General features: G+C 45.0%; 19 protein-coding genes and 3 pseudogenes. 10 read left to right on the forward strand and 12 right to left on the reverse strand.

The features are described 5' to 3' along the window. Window positions 1-31: 31 nt before the first annotated feature. Window positions 32-607 (reverse strand): OmpA family protein, encoded by a 576-nt coding sequence (locus FJD32_RS06520; protein ID WP_181159869.1) that lies wholly within the window; start codon window positions 605-607, stop codon window positions 32-34. A 299-nt stretch (window positions 608-906) separates the two neighbouring features. On the opposite strand from FJD32_RS06520, the gene ltaE reads away from it, so the two are divergent. Next, window positions 907-1,920, forward strand: a complete 1,014-nt coding sequence (gene ltaE, locus FJD32_RS06525) for a low-specificity L-threonine aldolase (protein ID WP_069453277.1) — start codon at window positions 907-909, stop codon at window positions 1,918-1,920. 162 nt (window positions 1,921-2,082) lie between these two features. Beyond that, window positions 2,083-3,546, forward strand: coding sequence for an HDOD domain-containing protein (locus FJD32_RS06530; protein WP_140907517.1), 1,464 nt, complete (start codon window positions 2,083-2,085; stop codon window positions 3,544-3,546). Window positions 3,547-3,550: 4 nt separating this feature from the next. Here the strand turns inward: FJD32_RS06530 and FJD32_RS06535 are convergent, their stop codons facing one another. From FJD32_RS06535 to FJD32_RS06550, 4 genes and pseudogenes are all read right to left on the reverse strand, one after another. Continuing rightward, entirely contained in the window at window positions 3,551-4,123 is a 573-nt protein-coding gene (locus tag FJD32_RS06535) for a nuclear transport factor 2 family protein (protein ID WP_140907518.1), read from the reverse strand. 35 nt (window positions 4,124-4,158) lie between these two features. Next, a complete protein-coding gene (locus tag FJD32_RS06540) occupies window positions 4,159-4,983 on the reverse strand; it encodes a M90 family metallopeptidase (protein ID WP_037429412.1) in 825 nt (274 codons plus the stop codon). 122 nt (window positions 4,984-5,105) lie between these two features. After that, window positions 5,106-6,830 carry a GGDEF domain-containing protein gene (locus FJD32_RS06545; RefSeq protein WP_140907519.1) on the reverse strand — a complete coding sequence of 575 codons (1,725 nt, stop codon included), beginning with the start codon at window positions 6,828-6,830 and terminating at the stop codon, window positions 5,106-5,108. After that, window positions 6,827-7,558: pseudogene (locus FJD32_RS06550) on the reverse strand (extracellular solute-binding protein); the annotation flags it as partial. The pseudogene FJD32_RS06550 and the gene FJD32_RS06545, both read right to left, overlap by 4 nt. A gap of 97 nt (window positions 7,559-7,655) precedes the next feature. Between FJD32_RS06550 and FJD32_RS06555 the strand changes: the two are divergent. Continuing rightward, window positions 7,656-8,864, forward strand: a complete 1,209-nt coding sequence (locus tag FJD32_RS06555; protein ID WP_001206290.1) for an IS4-like element IS10A family transposase — start codon at window positions 7,656-7,658, stop codon at window positions 8,862-8,864. 13 nt (window positions 8,865-8,877) lie between these two features. Here the strand turns inward: FJD32_RS06555 and FJD32_RS06560 are convergent. The 3 genes and pseudogenes from FJD32_RS06560 to FJD32_RS06570 form a co-directional block, all read right to left on the reverse strand. After that, window positions 8,878-9,591, reverse strand: a pseudogene (locus FJD32_RS06560) (extracellular solute-binding protein); the annotation flags it as partial. A gap of 200 nt (window positions 9,592-9,791) precedes the next feature. Then, entirely contained in the window at window positions 9,792-10,229 is a 438-nt protein-coding gene (locus FJD32_RS06565) for a hypothetical protein (RefSeq protein ID WP_037429410.1), read from the reverse strand. After that, window positions 10,189-10,971, reverse strand: a complete 783-nt coding sequence (locus FJD32_RS06570; protein ID WP_140907521.1) for an AAA family ATPase — start codon at window positions 10,969-10,971, stop codon at window positions 10,189-10,191. The genes FJD32_RS06565 and FJD32_RS06570 overlap by 41 nt, the downstream gene beginning before the upstream one ends. Window positions 10,972-11,504: 533 nt before the next feature. Here FJD32_RS06570 and FJD32_RS06575 point away from each other — a divergent pair. The 5 genes from FJD32_RS06575 to FJD32_RS06595 all read left to right on the forward strand — a co-directional run bounded on the left by FJD32_RS06575 (window position 11,505) and on the right by FJD32_RS06595 (window position 14,035). Continuing rightward, window positions 11,505-11,963 (forward strand): GNAT family N-acetyltransferase, encoded by a 459-nt coding sequence (locus FJD32_RS06575; protein ID WP_037429408.1) that lies wholly within the window; start codon window positions 11,505-11,507, stop codon window positions 11,961-11,963. A gap of 148 nt (window positions 11,964-12,111) precedes the next feature. Next, window positions 12,112-12,321, forward strand: coding sequence for a DUF3820 family protein (locus tag FJD32_RS06580; protein WP_011622004.1), 210 nt, complete (start codon window positions 12,112-12,114; stop codon window positions 12,319-12,321). 127 nt (window positions 12,322-12,448) lie between these two features. Continuing rightward, window positions 12,449-12,751 carry a hypothetical protein gene (locus FJD32_RS06585; protein WP_011622005.1) on the forward strand — a complete coding sequence of 101 codons (303 nt, stop codon included), beginning with the start codon at window positions 12,449-12,451 and terminating at the stop codon, window positions 12,749-12,751. A gap of 150 nt (window positions 12,752-12,901) precedes the next feature. Continuing rightward, window positions 12,902-13,441, forward strand: a complete 540-nt coding sequence (locus FJD32_RS06590; RefSeq protein ID WP_052183954.1) for a GNAT family N-acetyltransferase — start codon at window positions 12,902-12,904, stop codon at window positions 13,439-13,441. 63 nt (window positions 13,442-13,504) lie between these two features. Continuing rightward, entirely contained in the window at window positions 13,505-14,035 is a 531-nt protein-coding gene (locus FJD32_RS06595) for a GNAT family N-acetyltransferase (RefSeq protein ID WP_037420716.1), read from the forward strand. Between the two features lie 103 nt (window positions 14,036-14,138). On the opposite strand, the gene FJD32_RS06600 is transcribed toward FJD32_RS06595, so the two are convergent. After that, window positions 14,139-14,834: a pirin family protein gene (locus FJD32_RS06600; protein WP_047533700.1), complete on the reverse strand. Its 696-nt coding sequence runs from the start codon at window positions 14,832-14,834 to the stop codon at window positions 14,139-14,141. A gap of 10 nt (window positions 14,835-14,844) precedes the next feature. After that, a complete protein-coding gene (locus FJD32_RS06605) occupies window positions 14,845-15,288 on the reverse strand; it encodes a DoxX family protein (protein ID WP_011716306.1) in 444 nt (147 codons plus the stop codon). Between the two features lie 164 nt (window positions 15,289-15,452). Here FJD32_RS06605 and FJD32_RS06610 point away from each other — a divergent pair. Beyond that, a pseudogene (locus tag FJD32_RS06610) lies at window positions 15,453-16,346 on the forward strand (LysR substrate-binding domain-containing protein). Between the two features lie 132 nt (window positions 16,347-16,478). Here FJD32_RS06610 and FJD32_RS06615 read toward each other — a convergent pair. Together FJD32_RS06615 and FJD32_RS06620 are read right to left on the reverse strand one after the other, a co-directional pair. Continuing rightward, complete coding sequence (locus FJD32_RS06615; RefSeq protein ID WP_140907522.1) at window positions 16,479-18,230, reverse strand: bifunctional metallophosphatase/5'-nucleotidase; 1,752 nt, start codon at window positions 18,228-18,230, stop codon at window positions 16,479-16,481. A 95-nt stretch (window positions 18,231-18,325) separates the two neighbouring features. After that, window positions 18,326-19,417: a hemolysin family protein gene (locus FJD32_RS06620; RefSeq protein ID WP_037424927.1), complete on the reverse strand. Its 1,092-nt coding sequence runs from the start codon at window positions 19,415-19,417 to the stop codon at window positions 18,326-18,328. Window positions 19,418-19,561: 144 nt separating this feature from the next. Here FJD32_RS06620 and FJD32_RS06625 point away from each other — a divergent pair, with 144 nt between their 5' ends. Beyond that, complete coding sequence (locus FJD32_RS06625) at window positions 19,562-20,683, forward strand: bifunctional tRNA (adenosine(37)-C2)-methyltransferase TrmG/ribosomal RNA large subunit methyltransferase RlmN (RefSeq protein ID WP_140907523.1); 1,122 nt, start codon at window positions 19,562-19,564, stop codon at window positions 20,681-20,683. The last annotated feature ends 7 nt before the right edge of the window (window positions 20,684-20,690 follow it).

A 20,690-nucleotide genomic window follows, 5' to 3' on the forward strand; every position in this document is an offset into this window, starting at 1 on the left:
TAAATTACTCCCTAAAAATACGCTAACAAAACTACTTATTATTGACGAAAAATTGTACTCGTCGATTTAATCTGCGACCTTCGCTGGAACGATTATCTGCTACTGGTTCAGATATACCTTTACCGACAACGGTAAAGCGATTTGGGTTGAATCCATAGTCTTCAACCAAAATTTGTTTCACATTTTGCGCACGTTGAAGTGATAACTGATAATTAAACTCAGGTGTGCCGACAATATCTGTGTGCCCAACCAAGATTAAATGAACATCAGTATTTGACTCTAAAAATGCTTTGACTAAGGCTAATGCTTTCCACTGCGATAAATCTACCTCTGCTATCGCAAACTCAAAATACACAATGGCTGTCTCAATATGATGACAATCAGGAGCTGAATAGGTGCTGGGGTCATTGAGATTACATTGAATAGTTGTGGCCGTGGCTTCGACTTCATAAACACAGCCATTTGCCATCACCGTAGTGTTAGCGGTTGTGTTGGGGCAGGCATCTTTAATATCGGGCACGCCATCTTGATCTGTATCCTGCCACGCATAAGCTGGTAGCATTAGGGTTAAACTCAATGCTAAAGAGGCTAGTTTAATCCATTGCATTACGGATATATTCACCACAAATCACCTTATGTTTAATATCTAGCAGTCAAAATCACTAGGAGATTGGCATTGCTTTAGCAGGAGCATCCTAGTTGGCTATTGTAGCTTTTAAACGTTCTAACGCCAAGTTTTGCCATTTATTCGATATAAATCAATTATATCAGATTAAATTCCACATTAGGTTGTATGTTTTATCGGCAGCTATATCAGCAAGCTATACAATTTTTTCCTTTAAGGCTAGAGTCGCTAGGCGTATTTGACATGCGCATAGGGGATAGGCAGAAGAAGTTGAGGACAAAATGATAGATTTACGCAGTGATACTGTAACCCAGCCTACTGAGGCAATGCGTTTAGCCATGTCGAGGGCTGAAGTGGGTGATGATGTTTATGGTGATGATCCGAGCGTTAACCGTTTACAGGACATGGCCGCCGAGATGTTTGGTTTTGAGGGAGCACTTTTTACGGCATCTGGCACCCAAGCCAATCTACTTGCATTAATGTCGCATTGTGAGCGCGGGGATGAATATCTATGCGGTCAGCAAGCTCATAACTATAAATTTGAAGGTGGTGGTGCGGCGGTGTTAGGTAGTATTCAACCACAACCGCTAACAAATCAATTAGATGGGACTATTGCTCTTAGCGAAATTGAAGCGGCAATCAAGCCTGATGATATTCATTTTGCCCGAACGCGCTTGCTGAGTTTGGAAAATACTATCGGGGGGAAAGTGTTGCCCCAAACCTATCTTGCCAATGCGCAGGCACTGGCTTTTCAGCGCGGTTTAAAAATTCATTTAGATGGTGCAAGAGTGGCTAATGCCGCAGTGGCACAAGGGATCGCTATTGCTGATATCGCCGTACACTTTGATTCCGTTTCGATCTGTTTATCAAAGGGATTATGCGCGCCAGTCGGATCGTTACTCTTAGGCGATGAACGCCTCATTAAAAAAGCGACGCGTTGGCGAAAAATGCTTGGTGGCGGTATGCGTCAAGCTGGGATTCTAGCAGCTGCGGGGGAGTTAGCTCTAACTGCGCAAGTTGAAAGGTTGGCAGATGATCATCAAAACGCTGCATATCTGGCCCAACAGTTAAGCCTATTAGACGAGTTTGAAATTGACTTGCCATCCGTTCAAACCAATATGGTGTTTGCAACCTTAGCTTCTCATATCGATGAACAGGCCTTAGCGCAACGCTGTCGTAATGAGGGCATTTTGATTAGTCCTGGACGTACCATACGTTTTGTTACCCATAAAGATATCTCGCGCCAGGATATTGATAAAGTACTGCGGGTTTTTAAATTACATCTGCAGGCGTAATTGATTAAAGTCCAAGTTAAACCTTGGGCTTTTCTTTGTTTTCAGTTCAGCCTATTGCGGATTTAAAAATCAATCGTTGAATTGTGAACCAGATGCAAGGCGAATTTTTTAAGCCTATCTATACTAAAAACAATAACATTAAACCATCAAGGGAAAGCTAGGTTGAAACCTAATAATACTAATAAAGGGGTTGATTATTGGACAAAACGGATAAGTGAGTTGGAAATGCCAGCGCTTTGTTCCACCGTCCAAACGTTAGAAAAGCTTGCCAAGGATGACGTTTCTTCACTTGCCTTATTAGGGCGTAGCGTGATGCATGATAACGCCCTCACATCACGTATTTTACGGGTCGCAAATAGCGCTATTTACCATAAGGGCAGTACGCAAATTTCTACTGTAAGCAGAGCCGCTATTGTGCTTGGTTTTGATGCAGTTCGTAATATTTGTATCACTGCACAATTATTATCTAGCTTGTTAGAAAGTAAAAACCTCTCGCCTGCTGTATATCAAAGATTAATCAAATTAATGGCTAAGGCATTTCAAGCTGCCATGTTAACTCGGATGATGCTGAGTCATTATGATGATGATATTCAAGAGGAGGCCTTTATAGCCTGTTTGCTTTTTCATATTGGTGAGAGTGCGTTTTGGAGTATCGGGGGAGAATTTACCGAAACCCTCGATAGCCAATTAACGAAATGTGAAACTCCAGCAGAAGAGCGAACTCTTATTCGTGAATCATTAGGTACCTCTTTTTCACAACTAACCCAGAGTATTGCTCGCCATTGGGGATTGGGGGAATTATTGATCCAAGCGGTAAATAATCCCGATGACGCTCGTCCTGAAATACGCTGTATATTTTTAGCGGATAAACTTTGCGAAACGCTCTCTGTGGCGATACCAGATCAGATCGATCTTGAGAAATTTATAACTCAAGCGGCCAACTTTACCGTGCTGGATGAGAGTGAATTTACCTTAAGAATGCAGCGTTGTACCAAGGCGACCCATAAATTAGCTGAAGCCTATGGCGCTAAAGTGTTGATTGACTATCTACCTGATCCCAAGAGGCTCGATAAGCTTGAGTCTCGGTTGCCTGAAGTAGAACTACCGATTTTTGCCGCCAATTTAAATATCCAATTAGCTAAACTGCGTGAGCTTACCGCTTTTGCAATCAATAAAGCCGATTTTAATCAAATCATGCAAACCGTACTTGAGGGTATTTTAGAGGGGGTTGGAGTTGATCGCTGTGGTGTGTTGCTGTTGTCTCCTAGCCGTAAACAGCTACAGCCAAGGATTATGCTTGGCAGAGATGCAGAGGAAATGAAGCGATTATTTATTATCGAACTTGGGGATAAGAAGGGGTTATTTCCAATGGCGATGGAGCATAAGGAGTCACTTTGGGTTGATAATCCGAGTGCCAAAAAATGGCAAGAACAATGTCGAGAGTTAAAAGTGCAATTGCCTGAGTCGGGTTTTTTAGTGGCACCCTTGTTGGTGGATAATAAAGTGATCGGCTTTTATTATGCAGATAGAGGACCATCTGAGAGGTGTTTTACAGAAGTGGATTTTCAAGCTTTCATCCACTTCTCACAGCTGGCAAATGTGTGTTTTACCGTGTCCTTAAAATAACGATTTACTGTGCTTTTTTAATTTCAGCAGTGATTTTTTTCGCTATACCATTGGGGATGGGAAAACTTAAATGATATTGAGCTATTTTCCATTCTCCATTGGTTTTGATTAATGTTCCTGTACCACGACTCACGCCATAACTCGGACTATTGAGCAGTTCGTCGAACAGAATTACATCACCATGTTGCACTAAATGGCGCGAAGTTAAATCGTAGCGCCAGCCTTTTGTTGGACGGGAATAGTGTTCAAATTCTGCCATTCCCCAGCGCTCATTCGCATCCGTTCCGATAAAAATCCCATCCTGACGATACAGTGAAAAATATTTATCCCAATCGGCACTACTGGAATATTGATTCAATTGATCAAGTACTTGAGCTGCGGCTTGTTCATCGGCTGATGGGGCTGATATGCCGCTTGTTGCTAGTGTGATGGCATTATTATCATTAGCATGGTTATTCGAGCTGAAGAGTAACGCGACCACAACAAGAATGAACATAGTGGTACAGAATCGACTTGAATTTTGCCGAGTGGCATTATGCGAAGTGGCTGAAAGATGTTTGTGTTTAGCTATTGTCATAGGGTATTCCTTGTGTTTATTACTTTGTAATGACATCAGTGCCAATTGAGCGGATCGACTTGATAGAAATGACTTAACTCTCGATAAAGTGCTGGATGTTCTTGGTTGAGTTCTGCTGGTTTTTCAAAAAAAACTTCGGTCGCTACGGCAAAAAATTCTGCTGGGTTGGTAGCCCCGTAGCCATTAAATAGGGCTGGTTTACCGACGGCAGTATCTTCAACTAGTTCATTAAATGCTTGATTAAATACGCTTGACCAAGACAGATAATCTTGGCCACGAGCTAAAATTGGGGCGCCATTGGCGTGGCCATCCTCTTGATCTAATTGATGGGCAAACTCATGGATGACAACATTGTTGCCATCGTGTGGATTGGCAGCGCCTTCAAGCGTATTTTTCCATGAAAGTATTACTTGTCCCTGCTCCCATGATTCTCCAGCGAGTACGTTACGTTGCTCCCTGATTAAGCCTGATGGATCTTGTCGTTGGCTGTCGACTATAAATGCATCGGGGTAGACCAAAATTTGTCTTAGTTTAGGGTAAAAATCGGTCTTGCGATTAAGTAGCAGTAGGCATGCTTGGGCAGCAATAGTGACTCGAATTTCATCGGTTATGAGTAAACCATCGCAGCCAACAAAATGCTTTTCATCTAAAAATACCTGAATATGACGTTTAAGTTGCAATTGAAGATCTGCAGGTAATGCATGAAAAAATGGAAGTCTTCTTTTTAGTATTGCTCGCCAAGTCTTTGGAAAGGGGCTTGCCATCACTTGTTTACGACGGAGGTTTTTGCGCCAACGACTGGAGGCCAACCAAGCAATCGCACTGAGGCCAAATATTAGAATCGTTAAACTGGCGAGCATAGTCCCTCAGTGTGGTATTGGTGTCAGTTATATTAGCTAATGGGGATTGAGCGTACTGAACTCAATCCTTTGGTTAAAAATAAAACGCTTTCAGTGAGCGGCTTAATGCGGAATGAGTGGTGTTAGTGAGCGCCAATGAAGACTTCTGTGCGATTTCGCCCTGCTAGTTTGGCACGATAGAGCGCCTCATCAACATGGCTTATCAGCTTGTTTGCATCGAGTAATTGCGGAGGTTGCCAGCAGGCAATTCCTAAGCTAATGGTGACAATCCCCATGTTTGATGAGCCTTGATGGGGAATATGCAAGTCTATAATGGTTTCGCGCAGATGTTCGGCAATTTTGTAAGCATCTTCAATATGGCTTGAGGGCAAGAGTAACATAAATTCTTCACCACCATAGCGAGCTAGAATATCTGTGGGACGTTGTAGAATTGCTTTGGTGGCCTCGACGATCTGTTTTAAGCATTGATCACCGACAACATGGCCATATTGATCATTAAATTCCTTAAAGTGATCTAAATCGAACATCACAATACTCAATGGCATATTATGATCGTTGGCGTAACTCAATTCTTTTAGTATTTGGCTATCTAAATAGCGGCGATTATAGCATCCAGTGAGTCCATCGGTTTCTGCCATCGCTTTAACTTGAGCTGCGTAGGTTTTTAGGGTTTCAAGTGAACTCACCATTTGTTGCAGTTCAAGGTTATCGGTAATCGGCATTTGGGTATCGAGTTTTTCATTGGCGATGGCATTCATTGCATCACGAGTCTCAATCACGGGTTTAATAATACCTTTAGCAATAAAGTGCCAACTGGTGAGCCAGATAAAAAAGCAATAAAGAATACCTCCACAAAAGATGAGGATGACAAACGAGGTACTATCACTCTTGAGATCGGTGCCTGCGATCTGAATTTCATCTTCAACATGGTTGACTAACTCTTGGGTGAAGGTTGCTATTTGCCTCGCTGCACTGGCTTGATAGCCAAAATGAGCATTGGCTATCTGAGTACTTTTTAAGGCATTACGGGATAGCTCAAATAAGTTGTCATTGCCAACCATGTTTTGTTTTATTTGCGATAACCAGTTGATATAAATTGTATTACTCGAATGCATAGACGCGACGATATTTTCCATTTGAATAAGTCGTCGCATCGCTTCCCGTTGAAGGTGATTTAACGTCGCTATATTTTGGGTATTTTTTTCTTCATCTAATAACACAAACAGGTGCTCACCTTGGTGCAGGTATTCCGAAATAGCTTGATGTTCTATCTGATTGTCGGTAATTCCACTGAGATCTTTATGGTCAACTAATAGAGCGAATCGTTCATGGGTCTGATTCAGTTGAGTCTGCATTTCATCAGAAAATGCTGATGACATACCGGCCAAATTTGTTTGAATATTTTGTGCCTGTAACTTTGCCTGTAAAGCACTGTCCGTAAGCGTATTGAGCAATGGGAGTTGTTGCTGATAATAAAGCTGAGTATCAATCGTTGTGTTTAGGGCTTGATACATCTCGGGAGTGGTTTCAAGACTTAGTAATACTTTTGTATCTTTTAACAAATGCTCCCATTGATTAGTTAACTCTGAAAGTAGGGACAGTCGTTGTTGCTCAGTATCATAGTGGTTTAATTCTGTGGTGATAATTTGCAACCTTTCACTGTTTTTCGCTAGTTGCAGCGCAGTGGTGACTTTCACGACATCACTATTTACCAGTTGCTCAATTTCAGTTCTCAATTGTTGTGACAATAGGATAGCGATAATGCCATTGAGTAACGCCATGCCGAGAATAATATAGAAGGCTAGCGTAATTTTCTGTTTAAGACTGGTCAGTCGTTTTGAGTTCATTTGTTTTTCTTGTCGATTGCAGGGACTTCCCCGTAGGTGTTCTGCAAATGTTTAATTTTGGTGCTTAACTCAATAAAAATATCTGTACTATTGGCTTCATGCTGGCTTGCGGCATAACAAGCATGACTTAATTCTGGATAAATCTGCCCCATTGCTGTAGTGGTAAAGTGTCCTACTTCCAATACTTTAGTCGACCAGAACAAGTTAGCAATGTGGCTTGCCTCAAATGCACCAGCAACAGACCTTTTTGAAGCTTGTTTAAATTCGGGAGCCGTAACGACATCCATTCGGCATGGATTTCCGCCGCCAAGCGCATAGGCATATTGGGCTTCAAAAGTGCCCATATATTTGAGTAACCAATAGGCGGCTTGTGGATTTTTACTGTCGTAGCTCACCGCAAAGGCATAGGCACCATTGTAAGGAGTTCCTCCGGGGACTTGAGATACCCCAAGTCGAGCACCAGGTATATTGGCTTCAACTTTAAAAGAGGCTGGCCAAAGGTTGTTATAGGCAAAGGGCCATATGGCTACCTGTCCCGTCGCCATAGCATTCGCGGCTTCATTAAAGGCAAACTTATCATCAGCAGGATAGGCATAGGGCATTAGTTTGCGATAGATTATTCCAGCGGTAATTGCCTGTTGATTGACACTCGGAACTTCAAAGTGAGTCAGTTTTTTTTGTTGATCATAAATAGGCCACATCCAAACGCCGCCTAAACTCTGAAGAATCCCCTGATGATTTACAAATAAATCATCAAATTAGGGTGGAAGCGCATCTTGTTGCATGATCAAATGGTTTCTCCAAAAACTACACTTGGACAACAAGATGCGCGAAGCCAATATCCTACAACATTCTTTACACCAATACTGCCCAGAACTTCACCTAAAACGATTAAACAGCTTGATGCTGGCCTCTAAGGCACTGATTGAATGTAAGACACTGACCTTGACTGAGTTAGGTCGAAATTTACCAACCACGGCCCGAACCAAGCACAACATCAAGCGCATTGATCGTTTGCTCGGCAACACGCATCTGCATCAAGAACGGTTAGCTGTCTACCAATGGCATGCCAGCCTCATCTGTTCTGGTAACCCTATGCCGATTGTGCTCGTCGATTGGTCAGACATCCGAGAGCATAAACGCATCATGGCTCTGCGCGCCTCAATAGCCTTCAATGGCCGCTCTATTACCCTGTATGAGAAGTCCTATCCCCTATCAGAACAATGCTCTAAGGCCTCCCACAACGGTTTTTTAGCGGACTTAGCCAAGATTTTACCTTTGCATGTTACCCCTCTCATCGTGACTGACGCGGGGTTCAAAGTGCCTTGGTACAAAGAGGTTGAGGCGCATGGTTGGTTTTGGCTAAGCCGTATTCGCGGTACAGTTCAATTTGCAGATATTGGCGCTGAAAATTGGCGTGCAGTTCGCAGTACACATGACTTGGCCAACGGTCAAGCGAAGAGCCTGGGTTGTAAGACCTTGACCAAAACTAACCCTATCAATTGCCATCTCACGCTTTATCGTAGCAAACCTAAGGGGCGTACAAATCAGCGTTCAACGAGGACTAATTGCCACCATCCATCGGCAAAAACGTACTCAACATCGGCGAAAGAGCCTTGGGTGTTAGCCAGCAATTTACCACCAGAATCTCGGAGCCCAAAGCAGCTGGTAAACCTGTACGCCAAACGTATGCAAATAGAGGAAACCTTTCGTGACCTCAAAAGCCCGGCATACGGCTTTGGCTTACGCCAAAGTCGTACCAACAGTCCAGAGCGATTCGACATCATCCTACTGATAGCGTTGATGGTTCAATGCCTGTTGTGGCTAGTTGGTTTACACGCACAGCAACAGGGCTGGGATAAGCATTTTCAGGCCAATACCATTGGGCATCGAACGGTACTCTCAACGATTCGCTTGGGATTGGAGGTACTCAGGCGGCCTGATTATCAAATCACGGAGAAAGAATTGCTGGCGGCCTGGGTATTATTCGCCAATCAGTTGCTCAAATATGGCTATGCTATGGCTGATTTATGAGGGGATCCTTCAGGCCTAAACTCCAAATAATGCTGGAAAACTCATCGTTAATATGGGGTTTATTACCCGACATCAACGCTAGGCCATAAAAGTTATGGGTCAATGGTTTGTCAGCAAGGAGTTCACCCGCTTTTCGCGTAAAGAAGACGGCTTGATCTTCTAATTCTTGAAAGTTGGTCGCGGGTTTGAGTGGGTAGCCAAACCGTTGTTGAAAATGAGACTGTTCGGTTTTATTTTCAAATAAATCGGCGCGGTAATGACTTCCCATTACGTAGTTATTATAGGGAATTGCGTGCAATTCTCCGTGGTAGGATAAAATATTCAGTAATGATGGATAGTAGGGTTCGAGGTAGCTTTCCATCGCTTTTTCACCATCGGGATCATAGAGTTTTGCTAATTCCAACAGGGGGACTGTATAGCCGTTTGCCGCCCATTCTTTTGCCCAGCCAGCCTCCATAGTGAGCAGATCGTATTTTCCTTCCCCCATTAATAATGCGTGGGTCTGAAGTTCGAACATGCTTTCAAGTTCGGTGCTAATCACATTGACTTTAACACCGGTTTTTTCGGTGAATTTGGGTAGCATTTGCTGGGTGAGATAGTCAGTCCAAAAGCCTTTTTCGGCAACTAAAGTGATTGGCGTTTTATTCGGCAAGGGGGGAATTTGATCCAAAGAAAACTCCGCTAAGGCGGGAGGTGCTAGCGTTAATCCCAGTCCGAATAATAGGATTGACAAACGTGTTAACAAGAATAACTCCTTAAATACTCGGGCTATTGATGCTAATCAATAGCATTAATCAGCTCAGCTGTACATTAAGGATAGATTTGTAAAAAAAATTGACTCAATTTTTTTATCGGTTTTTTAGACAAAAAAAGTCCGATGACCTAATTAATTCAGATCATCGGTAAAGGGTGGGAGATGGTGCGCAATTAAGCTTGTTTTATTTGCTGTTCGCGCATCTGCCTCAATGCGGTTGGCAAAGCATAATGTTGTTCAATTAAAAAACGGATCAATTTAGATTTAGAAATATCACTTTCCTCTGAGAGCGTTGCTAAATGGGCTATTGCCGCCTCACTCAGTGAAAATGTGGCTTTGCGGTAATGTGGCCGTTCGTCGTCAATCGTGGTATCAAGGGATCTTGATGCTGTTTGTGGTCGATGCAAAGTTACCACATTGGAAGTATCCAAGGTGACTTCAAGTGGTGATTCTTTCACTCGCTCCATCGCCGCCACTGAGTTGCCCGTGCTTGGAATATGACTTTCTCCCATAGCATAAAGGGTTGCGGCATCAATAAACTCATCGAGGGAGAGGGGCTGGACGCCTCCCCTAGATGGCATAGCGTTTTTCTTGAGGTCGCTGAGTCCCATATTGTCCTCTCAGATGATTCGGCTGAGGTTGATTGATAGCGGCACGATGCGCGGCTATTGGTGTGCTTGGTTTGAGTAAGGCCGTTAACGAGGCTGTGCAGTCCACTTGAAACATTTCACAGGCGATAGCACGGATTTCAGCTGCGGCTTTACCCTTTGGTTCTATCTCCATCACCGACAATCCAGACTCTTCACTGTCATCATAGATATTACGACTATAGGTAATTGCATCTAATACATTGATATCGTAGGTTTTACAGACCTCTTTAGCCTCTAAAATACGATTCGCTTGATTGGGAAGGTTGGGGCATTGCGTGATAACGAAAGACGCGTGTAATTTAGGGTTAATCATCTTACAAGTTGCGACGATATCATCCATATGACTCACGGTTTTTAAATCTCGGCGTTTGGGTCTGAGCGGCATTAATATATGCGATGCAACTGACATGGTTGCCCTTAATGCAAGATTATCCTGCCCACCACAATCAACGAGTACAAAGTCATAGTGTTGTTCTAAGCTCAGAAGATCGTTACGGATCTTGCCATAAAGTTGTACACAGTTAATGCTTGCCAGTTTCGGATTATTGTTTCTGGCTTGGATCCAATCCGATGTGGTTCGCTGTGGATCGCAATCCACCATGATGACAGAGGCACCACATTCGGTGGTGAGAAATACTGCGATATTTTGTGCGAGGCAACTCTTACCGCTGCCGCCTTTTTCGCCGCCGACTAACACTATCATGACGAGTTCCTCAATGCTTAGGCTATCACTTGGGCGGTAATATGTTGCTTATGGTTTTTTTACCGCACCTTGTTGTCATAAACGAATGTAAACCCTGTGTTAACGTTGGTCAATTATCTGATTTTTGACGTTTTTTTATAAAATGTCGCGTGATTAATATTTGACGCCACCATGTAATATGCCGTTAATTTGACTCTTTCTGCTAGCGGGATTACTTAGGCGATTTTGAATTTTAGTTATCTGATTATTAAGGTTTTTAGTGAATTTTTAACATCAATTGATTATGAATGTTTGTTCTCCATTGCGGCAATGATATTGAAATTAAGGCTTGGTATAGTTTACTTTGAACGTTTATTTTGATTTTTTATGCAAAAATATTATTAAAACATTGGCCTCTCACGACTACTTTTCAAACGAAAGTTGTCTTGCATAAAGCTTGAGTGTCATCAAATTGCCACCTTGTTGAGTTAGTCTTTCCCATTAATGCCGTCTAATCACCTTGATTTTTCTACCATTCGTGAAGGGATGCCCAAATGGATATTAAAATGTCAATGCCTATTGAATTTGAGCTGGTTGAAACTGCTCCTTTATTTCATGAGTTGCTGAATCTACGCGATGCGGCTGGGTATCCTTCTATCGGCGTTGAGATGGCTGATGGGCATCCGTTACAGCCTTTATATTGGGTATCTATTCGCTTAACGAGTGATCAGTCAAAAAATACCTGCGCGATAGTGGCAACAGCCTGCGTATATGGTGATAAGGCTAACCATCTGGCGATTGAGGATTTTATTGTTTTACCTGAGTATCGGCATGTGGGGCTGGCAAAAATAATGTTAGAGCGAGTCATGACTTTTGTTGATGAGCATGCGAGTCAAGGAACTTGTGTGAGCATTAACGCCCACGGAGAAGAAGAACGACTCTGTATTGAGTACGGTTTTGAGTATTCACATTGTGCGAATCTTGGACCGAATCTGCGTAAAATCTACGCTTGATGCCGTATCAACTCAGGGTAAGCCTGCGGTTTGCTCTGAGTTTATCCCCCCTTAGTCGTTCTCAGCTTGTATTAGCCATAGGCATTCATCGGGTATTAGGGTAGCATCCTCAATCTAGTTTTCTGTCTGAGTTCAAGCTAATACTGTCATGGATCAACAACAGCTTATCGATGCCGTAAATCAGGTCATGCCCTTTGGCAAATATGCTGGCCGCCGCTTACTCGAATTGCCTGAACCCTATCTTGTGTGGTTTCATCAACAAGGTTTTCCAAAGGGAAAATTAGGGGAGCAGTTAGCGCTGATTTATGAGGTAAAACTCAATGGCCTTGAGGGCATGTTAAAACCGCTATTGAAATGAGTTCCCTACTAAGCGATAAAAATCCTACTTTTGCGATAAGTGTTGTATTTCGTGATAGAGATTGGCGATTTATTACCTATGGCATGTTTTAATGCTGCATATTAGTAAAACACAAGGAACAAAAGGCATGATGGCAAAATTGGTAAAATTAGCTGCTGTAGCAACATTAGCGTTAGGTATGTCAAGTGCTTGGGCACAGGGCGTAGTTCATGAAGGTACTGTGGTTGATACTATGAATGGTGGCGGCTACACCTATGTTCAAATTAAAGAAGCTGACAACACGTTTTGGGCAGCAGGCCCAGAAGCTGAAGTCAAGAAAGGTGACAAAGTAGCTGTGGTTGAGCAAATGTGGATGAACCAGTTCACCAGCAAAACCTTAAACCGCACCTTCGACAAGCTGTTGTTTGTTGGTCAAATCGAGAAGAAATAATCGATACCTTAGCAACGTTCATGTTGCGATGAGTTCCTAAACCGCCTCGCCTTGTTAGAGGCGGTTTTGTTTTCAGCGGTGTTCGGCTTAAATAAACGTCAACGCTATCACTTCTCAATAAATAACTGCAAAATACGGCAAATACTCGCAATGATATTTGAGCATACCGTGCCAACGTCTAACCAAACTAACGAGAAAATTGAAGTCGTCGCTTATCAGCGTTGCTATGCAAGTGCGGTCAGTCAGCTCTTTCATCACTGTGTTCATCAAATACAGCATGAGCGTTATACTACTGCGCAGTTAAATGCCTGGTCACCCTCGCCCCGTTCCAGTCAACATTGGCATTTACGTTTAAGTCGTTCCCAAGCTTGGATTATTTTGGTGACAGATGCGCTGAGCTTAACTAAGATTTGTGCAGGTTTTATCAATGTTGAAACGGATTTTCGCCATAGGGGATATATCGATAGTTTGTATATTCATCCTAATTGGCAGCGCTGTGGACTCGGTGAACTGGCTATCAGACAGTTAGAGCAATGGGCGAGGAAGCAAGGTTACAGCCAATTAAGTGCCGATGCTTCTTATCTTTCCCGTGGGCTGTTTATTAAACTCGGATTCGTCCAACAGCAACGCAGCTATCAACAAAAACTGGGCCAAGTGTTGCCGAGTTTTTATATGACTAAAAAACTGTAACTGAATGGGAATGCACTGCCTGTGTGCCCATTGGTCATGATTAACCCATAGGAGTGGACTCCAATGCAGATACGCTTATTTTCTCCTGCTGACGTGGCACAGGTGGCGGCGGTATTTAACGCCAGTGTGATGGAGGGGGCGCAGGAATATTACTCGCTTACCGAACGTTTAGCTTGGGCGCAAAATCAGGGTGAGGCACGCAGCGATGCCTACTGGCTGGCCAAGTTAGAAGATACAACCACGTGGGTTGCACTTGAAGACGATAAGCTGGTTGGTTTTATCAGTTTAAGGTTGTGCCCCGATAAAGAGCTTGATTGCTTAGTCGGCGAAGTTGATTGTCTGTTTGTTCATCCTGAATATGGTCGTGCTGGTGTAGCGACACATTTATACTTGGCACTACTCGAAGAGTCGAAAAGGCTAAACCTTAAAAGACTCACAGTTGAAGCCTCCTATCAGGCGCGGCCTTTCTTTGAAAAACAGGGCTTTAATTGCATTCGCCGTAATGAACTACGCCGCTATCTCACCGCTGAAGACAAACAAAACGACAGGGCGCAGGTGTTAGTGAACTTTAGTTTGATCATGTCCTTATCATAGGTTCGCGCTTGAAGAGACTATTCTGTTTTAGCCATACACCATACACAGAGTAATAAAAAACCGCCTCGTTTCCTTGGCGGTTTTTATTGGTCAGTAAGCATCATCAGGCTAAGTCAAACACCAGTGCTGTGACTGGGCTGTCAGTGGCGCTAAATCTAACCACTTCTTCGGCGGTGATATGCGCGCCATCCCCAGGGGTGAGCACTTGGTCATTGACCTTAAGCGTACCTTCCACCAGTTGCACATACAGCTGACGCTGCGGCTTAAGCTGCGGCATATGCACTTGCTCTTGCGGTGCCAGCATTAGGCGATATAAGGTCGCATCCTGCTGCACTTTTAAGGTGCCATTTTCACCCGTTGGCGTGACCACGGCTGTGAGCGCCGAGGTTTGCTCGAAGGCTTTTTGCTGATAACCCGCATCAATGCCTAAGGTGTCTGGTTGGATCCAGATCTGCAAAAAGTGCAGTGGCTCAGTGTTTGATGCATTAAACTCACTGTGATAAATCCCTTTACCGGCGGACATTAACTGAAACTCACCCGCTGGTAAGGTCTTAATATTACCGAAGCTGTCCTTATGAGCTATGGTGCCTGAAATCACATAACTGATGATTTCCATGTCTTTATGGCCATGAGTTTCAAACCCCGCGTTCGGCGCGACTCTGTCATCATTAATGACTCGTAGGGAAGACACACCCATATGCCGCGGATCGTAGTAACTAGCAAACGAGAAGGTATGTTGACTCTTTAACCAGCCTAAGTCTGCCTGTCCTCGGTCCTGCGCTTTACGTATACGGATCATCGTTAACTCCTTATTTTAAGCGTGCGGCTAACAGGTTGTCGGCACTCAGTTTACCTGCACCTGACACGGCCAGAGATACCGTAGCGGCTAACAGGGCTAAACCAAATTCATAACCGTTATTGCTAAGGAACAGACCGTTACCAATGTGAACCGAGAAAATCGCGACCACCATAGTAAAGGACAATACCAGTGCCGTTGGGCGAGTCAGTAAACCGATAATGATCAGCAAGCCACCAAAGAATTCGCTTGAACCTGCCATCAGCGCCATTAAGTAACCTGGTGTTAGGCCGATGGAGGCCATCCATTGTCCTGTGCCTTCTAGGCCATAGCCGCCAAACCAGCCGAAGAGTTTTTGTGAGCCGTGGGCCATGAGGATGATCCCGATAGGAATACGCAGGGCCAATGGGGCGAAACTAGGCGCAGAGGTCAGTAATTTTGTGATAAGTGCTTTCATGGGATGTTCCTTAATTCAAATTTTTTAACTATGTCGTTAATGGGGTAGTCGGTCGAGATTTAGCGTCAATCTCTCCATTGGTTTACAGTCTAGACTTGACCTTTAAGAAAGAAAATCGGAACATTTTCAAAGTATATTTCAAAAAATTTGAATATGGAGCGGTTATGTTGCCAGTGATGAGTCTCGATGGATTGATAGTGCTAGATGCTATTGATAAGAAAGGCAGTTTTTCGGCTGCGGCTGAATCCTTATTCCGAGTGCCATCGGCGCTGACCTATACAGTGCAGAAATTAGAGAGCGACTAAGGGGTAAAATTATTTGAACGTAAGGGGCAGCGCGCCGAGCTGACCTTAGTTGGCCAACTGGTATTACGCCAAGGGCGGGAGATCTTAGCCGCCACCGCAAGGCTTGAAGAGGCGGTTCGGCAACTCGAAACCGGCTGGGAGTCGGCGTTAACCTTAGCCATAGACACTGTAGTGCCCGATTTACCACTGTTAAAACTGATTGCTGAATTTACCGAGTTAGGTAAACAGGTGACCATCAATATCACTGAGGAGTCATTGGGTGGCGGTTGGGATGCACTGTATTCGGGCCGCGCCGATATTGCCATTGGGGTCACGGGGGAGTTACCTAAGGGGCAATATCACTTAGTTGAGATCGGTATGCTTGAATTCATCTTTGCCCTTGCGCCTCACCACCCCTTAGCGCAGTTTGACCATCCAATCCCGACCGAAGCCTTGTTGCAATTTCCCTCCGTGGTGGTGGCCGACAGCTCAACGGCGCTCGCGCAGCGCTCCACTGGGTTATTTGATAGTCGACAAGTCATCCGCGTGCCGAACATGCAGACCAAGATTAAAGCGCAGCAACTTGGGCTAGGTGTAGGTTATCTTCCCAAGCATTTGATTCGCGAAGAACTCGCTTCAGGCGCATTAGTCGCGTGCAAGGTTGAGATCCCAAGACCAGCGCAGCCAGTGTTTCTAGCGTGGCGCAAGGGCAGCCAAGGCAAGGCGCAGGCGTGGTTTGCCGAACGTTTGCCCCATTGCGACTGGTTGTTTTAGTGGGATGTAAAGTGCACGTGCTGCTAGTGGATTGAGTTAATCACAGTACTTAACCTTTCGGCTAAGTACTGTGATGAATTAAGAGGGCAGGGCTTTGTGGCAGCGCTGATACACATCCCTGACACCGGGCGCTTACACTGAGCGTTTTACATGGCTGGTGTAATGCACATGGGGTGAGAGTAAGTCCGCTAAATTGGGGTTTGGTGCCCGATTGAGGAAGCGAATAAAAGCCTGGGGTAGGGTGAGCGTCTCAATCGGCTCTTGCCAGCGTGCCTGTAACAGTGGGTGATAACCTTCTTTCCCCGCAGCGGTATAAGAGGTCGATACCCCCATATAGAGCGCATCGGGTTGCACTGGATACCAGAGTGATAAGCCATCCTGCTGCATCATTTCGAGCTTGAATAAACGTTCCCCTAAGGGGCGTCTACCATCGTAGTAATAACGCAATCCATAGGTATAGGGGAAGCTGCCAGCGCCTGTGCCGCGTACACTGTTATTGGTGGCGGCGTTAATCGCCGACTCCAGCGCCTGATATAGAAATTGGCCTTGGATTTCGTATTTGACTAATGGCAGTTCGAAGGGCAGCAATTGGCCCAACACATCGGCGAGGGTCAGTCTGCCTTGGGCGACCGATTGCCTGACACCACCCGCGTTATGCAGGGCAAAGTGGATGCGAGGGTCTTCAAGTTTAGCCTCTTGGAACATACTGCGACTTACCCAAGGCGCGATTTCACTGCCATGGGGCAGCGCCTTAGAAGGTAGTCTGGTATGTACCAGATTCTTAGGCACTAGAGCTAAGACTTTGTTTTCCATCTCGGCAATCGCAGGGCGATAGATATCGTGGATCACGCCATGAATATCTTCATCGGCTTCATCCCACAATATATAGGGATGTTCATCAAAGCGTTGGCGCACGGCTTGATAGTCGGTGTCATCCACTTGCTCACTCGAACTCAACATAAACTGCTTATCGAGCATAAAGTAGTTGCCACCGCTTAAACTTATCGCGCGGCCAGCTTCATCAAACTCAACTTCGGCCAAACCTAAGGTTTCGGCGTATTTCCCTGCATGGACAATTGGCGTGCCATTGATGGTTTCGCCATAGGGAAGATTGCTTAACCCCAAGGCGCTAAAGTCGCCCTGTAGAGTATGGGTATGGCCGCCAACGATAAGGCTGATACCATCGACTTGTTCTGCGAGCCGTTTATCCTGATCTAAACCTAAATGACTCAGCACAATAATGTGCTTAATGCCTTTGGCATGCAGATGCGAGACGGTTCGCGCCGTGGTCGCAATCGCATCGACAAAGTGGGTATCGGGATCGGGTCTGGCAATGTCCTTCATCTGATCCAGAGTAATGCCGATGACGGCGAGCTTTTTGTCATAGAAGGGTTTTTCGAGATAGCTGGCAAGCTGTGTTTTTTCATCATAGGCCAGAATATTCGTCACAGTACGCAGGTTACCCGGCTTGCGGATATCCTCTTGGCTCAAGTCCATATTCCCCGCTAGCAGCGGGAAATCGATTTGCTTGGCAAATTCGGCGAGTCGCGCATTACCTTCATCAATATCGTGGTTGCCAATTACCATGGCATCGGGGGCAAGTAAATTCAGCAGATGGGCGTTGGCTTTACCCTTAAAATGGCTGAAATACAGTGTGCCTTGGAAACTATCGCCCCCATGCAAAAATAAAAACGGGGTATTGCTTCGGGTGGCTTGCTCGCGCGCTTGGCTAATTTGATATCCCAAACGAGCGTAACCACCACTGTGGCTAGTAATATCTAAGGACTTAAGCCCAAGATTAAGGGAAAAATGTACGCGGCTAGGCTCAAAATTCGAATGGGTATCGTTGATGTGCGCGAGTGAGAGAGTGTATCTCTGTGTCATAACTTACCTCTTTTACGGCGGGAGATTATAACCTTCTCATCAAAAACAAGAAAGGGAGCTAAGCTCCCTTTACTTTAACAATGACTAAATCAAGATTAACCCGAGCGTGCTTCATCATCGTCGGCTGCGGCTTCGAAGTCGCCATCATCGGAGAGGCGAATGCCTTTTTGCTTCATGCGTTTGGTCCAGAGTTTACGCGCCAATTGCTGCATGTCGGTCGCGGGGTCATTCACATCGACAATCTCTAATCCCAGTAGCGACTCGATAATATCTTCTTGGGTCACAATACCTTGGCTACTGCCGTATTCGTCAACCACCATGGCAATTTGGGTGTTGCGCTTAATCATCCGCTCAAATAACGGCAGGATTTTGGCCGTTTCGGGTACGACAAACAGGCTACGCTTGAGTTCGCCAATTGGCGCGTCAGGAGTATAACGCTCAGCCAACAACACATCGGTGCGGGTGATATAGCCGATAATATCGTCGTGGTCCTGATCGTATACCGGAATACGCGTAAAAGGCTTGTCACGATATTCTTGCACAAACTCATTTTGCGTCAGTGAAATAGGCAAAGAGAACATCACGGTGCGCGGCGTCATAATCGCGGTAACGGGCACATCACGCACCTTAAGCATTTGGGTCAAAATCTTGGATTCTTGTTCGTCTAACTCACCGGATTCTTGACCGATTTTGGCCATCGCGCTCATTTCTTGGCGAATATATTGGCCTTCTTCACCTTTACCTAGCAGGCGAGTCACTTGCTGCGACATCCAAATTAATGGCTGGGTAGCACGCTTCATCCACGTAATGGCAATCGATACGCTTGGGGCTAAACGGCGCCAGTGGTTGGCTCCGACAGATTTAGGAATAATCTCTGAGAAGAACAGAATAATAAAGGTTAACACTCCGGAGAAAACGCCGAGCATATCATCCCCAAAGACCTTAGCGGCTTGCGCACCAGCAACGGCGGCACCTACGGTATGGGCAACAGTATTGAGGGTCAAAATAGACACCAATGGCGCTTCGATGTTCTCTTTCAGTTTACGCAACCTTGTCGCCGCAGCACTGTCAGTTTGTTCGAGCGTAGCGATATAACTAGGGGTAACCGAGAGCAACACTGCTTCGAATACACTGCACAGAAAAGAAACTGCAACAGCGACAAGCACTATAATGATGAGGGTTAACATATTGGTGGTATTACAACTCCATAATTTAGGCCAACATTGACCCTCGGCGATTCTAGCATAGGAGAATGGAGTTGCTGGCTAAAATTTTTCTGCGTCTGTATAATTCGCCGCCCTGTTGCAGGTTTTGGTGTTGAGGTTAGTCCTATGAGTGAAAAAAAGATCAATTTATTAGACCTTGATCGTAAAGCGATGCGGGCATTATTTGCCGATCTGGGTGAGAAGCCTTTCCGTGCCGATCAGCTGATGAAGTGGATCTATCATTTCGGTGTCAGTGACTTCGAAGAGATGACTAACATCAACAAAGTGTTACGCCAAAAACTGGCGGCGCGCTGTGAGATTGTGGCGCCCGAGATTTCCAGCTATCAAAAATCAGCCGATGGCACCATTAAGTTCGCCATCCATGTCGGTAAAGGCCAAGAGGTCGAAACTGTTTATATTCCTGAAGATGACCGCGCTACCTTGTGTGTGTCGTCTCAAGTGGGCTGTGCCCTCGAATGTACTTTCTGCTCTACGGCGCAGCAAGGCTTTAACCGCAACCTAACTGTCTCTGAAATCGTTGGCCAAATTTGGCGTGTTTCGCATTTCTTAGGATTCGCGAAAGATACTGGCGAGCGCCCCATTACCAACGTGGTGATGATGGGGATGGGTGAGCCTCTACTTAACCTTGCTAACGTGATCCCTGCAATGGACATCATGCTAGACGATTTTGGCTTTAGTCTGTCAAAACGTCGCGTAACGCTATCGACCTCAGGCGTTGTTCCAGCATTAGACAAATTAGGTGATGCCCTCGATGTCGCATTGGCCGTCAGTATTCATGCGCCAAACGATGACCTGCGCGATATTCTGGTTCCGGTGAATAAAAAGTATCCACTGCAGGAGTTCCTTGCGGGGATACGCCGTTACATAGCCAAATCTAACGCTAACCGTGGTCGTGTCACTGTGGAATATGTGATGCTCGATCACATCAACGACAGTACCGAACAAGCCCATGAATTAGCACAATTAATGAAGGATACCCCCTGTAAGGTAAACCTTATTCCGTTTAACCCATACCCAGGTTCACCCTATGGTCGTTCGTCAAACTCGCGCATCGACCGTTTTTCGAAAGTGTTAATGGAATATGGCTTAACCGTGATTGTGCGTAAGACCCGTGGTGACGATATTGATGCCGCCTGTGGACAGCTGGCTGGGGATATTCGCGATCGAACCAAGCGTTTAGCAAAAAAACGCATGCAAGAAAATCAGATTTCGGTCACAATGAATTAACTCTTTG

This window comes from Shewanella sp. LC6, assembly GCF_006385735.2.
Taxonomy (GTDB): domain Bacteria; phylum Pseudomonadota; class Gammaproteobacteria; order Enterobacterales; family Shewanellaceae; genus Shewanella; species Shewanella xiamenensis.

What these genes read in the sequence shown, in the direction of transcription:
- FJD32_RS06520 (WP_181159869.1), bottom strand. Translation starts at nt 607, where the DNA reads ATGCAATGGATTAAACTAGCCTCTTTAGCATTGAGTTTAACCCTAATG.
- ltaE (WP_069453277.1), top strand. Translation starts at nt 907, where the DNA reads ATGATAGATTTACGCAGTGATACTGTAACCCAGCCTACTGAGGCAATG.
- FJD32_RS06535 (WP_140907518.1), bottom strand. Translation starts at nt 4,123, where the DNA reads ATGACAATAGCTAAACACAAACATCTTTCAGCCACTTCGCATAATGCC.
- FJD32_RS06540 (WP_037429412.1), bottom strand. Translation starts at nt 4,983, where the DNA reads ATGCTCGCCAGTTTAACGATTCTAATATTTGGCCTCAGTGCGATTGCT.
- FJD32_RS06545 (WP_140907519.1), bottom strand. Translation starts at nt 6,830, where the DNA reads ATGAACTCAAAACGACTGACCAGTCTTAAACAGAAAATTACGCTAGCC.
- FJD32_RS06555 (WP_001206290.1), top strand. Translation starts at nt 7,656, where the DNA reads ATGCGCGAAGCCAATATCCTACAACATTCTTTACACCAATACTGCCCA.
- FJD32_RS06565 (WP_037429410.1), bottom strand. Translation starts at nt 10,229, where the DNA reads ATGGGACTCAGCGACCTCAAGAAAAACGCTATGCCATCTAGGGGAGGC.
- FJD32_RS06570 (WP_140907521.1), bottom strand. Translation starts at nt 10,971, where the DNA reads ATGATAGTGTTAGTCGGCGGCGAAAAAGGCGGCAGCGGTAAGAGTTGC.
- FJD32_RS06575 (WP_037429408.1), top strand. Translation starts at nt 11,505, where the DNA reads ATGGATATTAAAATGTCAATGCCTATTGAATTTGAGCTGGTTGAAACT.
- FJD32_RS06580 (WP_011622004.1), top strand. Translation starts at nt 12,112, where the DNA reads ATGGATCAACAACAGCTTATCGATGCCGTAAATCAGGTCATGCCCTTT.
- FJD32_RS06585 (WP_011622005.1), top strand. Translation starts at nt 12,449, where the DNA reads ATGATGGCAAAATTGGTAAAATTAGCTGCTGTAGCAACATTAGCGTTA.
- FJD32_RS06590 (WP_052183954.1), top strand. Translation starts at nt 12,902, where the DNA reads ATGATATTTGAGCATACCGTGCCAACGTCTAACCAAACTAACGAGAAA.
- FJD32_RS06595 (WP_037420716.1), top strand. Translation starts at nt 13,505, where the DNA reads ATGCAGATACGCTTATTTTCTCCTGCTGACGTGGCACAGGTGGCGGCG.
- FJD32_RS06600 (WP_047533700.1), bottom strand. Translation starts at nt 14,834, where the DNA reads ATGATCCGTATACGTAAAGCGCAGGACCGAGGACAGGCAGACTTAGGC.
- FJD32_RS06605 (WP_011716306.1), bottom strand. Translation starts at nt 15,288, where the DNA reads ATGAAAGCACTTATCACAAAATTACTGACCTCTGCGCCTAGTTTCGCC.
- FJD32_RS06615 (WP_140907522.1), bottom strand. Translation starts at nt 18,230, where the DNA reads ATGACACAGAGATACACTCTCTCACTCGCGCACATCAACGATACCCAT.
- FJD32_RS06620 (WP_037424927.1), bottom strand. Translation starts at nt 19,417, where the DNA reads ATGTTAACCCTCATCATTATAGTGCTTGTCGCTGTTGCAGTTTCTTTT.
- FJD32_RS06625 (WP_140907523.1), top strand. Translation starts at nt 19,562, where the DNA reads ATGAGTGAAAAAAAGATCAATTTATTAGACCTTGATCGTAAAGCGATG.